This window comes from Pseudomonas sp. P7779, from assembly GCF_013386315.1.
In the GTDB taxonomy this organism is placed as follows: Bacteria; Pseudomonadota; Gammaproteobacteria; order Pseudomonadales; family Pseudomonadaceae; genus Aquipseudomonas.
Genome location: NZ_JACARZ010000235.1, coordinates 1 through 509, shown reverse-complemented (window position 1 = coordinate 509; position 509 = coordinate 1). Strand labels below are relative to the sequence as shown.

Genomic DNA, 509 nt, shown 5'->3' with positions numbered 1-509 from the left:
TCTTGTAGGCCGGTTTGGCGCTTCTGTACGCCGGGCCAGGATAGAAACCATGAAGCTGCTTGAAGTCTGATATCCAGTGGGAGCCATCGTAGATCGCCATGTGTCCGTGAGGGTGCCCGGGGGCGGGTTGAATCACGATCACGTCTCCCTTCATCGGCGAGCCTATCGCCTCATGGAACCCGGCGGCCAGCAATGATGGGCCGTAGTCCTTTGCCGAGCGGGTGCGCTGCAAAGAAATACCGCCCCATTCAATCGCCTTGCGCACGTATTCTGCGCAGCGGCCCACACTATTCGGCTCGATATTGCTTGCTGCATAGTTTGCAGCTGAGATGCCGTCATACATTGCGTGCTCCTGAGAAAGTTGGCAGAGGAGCCTGCTTTCTACACGGTGCACGACCGCAAATGCATGAGCCGTTTCTGAAAATCCAACCGACCTGTTGTCCATCTTGGTGGCCGTGCTGCATTGCTCGATCACGAGCCTTTGCGGCTCAAGTGTCGGCCTCCAATAG

1 protein-coding gene is annotated in these 509 nt (G+C 57.0%); it reads right to left on the bottom strand.

The features are described from left to right. Window positions 1-343: CHAP domain-containing protein (locus HX869_RS31355; RefSeq protein ID WP_178904198.1), on the bottom strand; the 343-nt coding region annotated here is incomplete at its 3' end. Window positions 344-509: the final 166 nt, after the last annotated feature.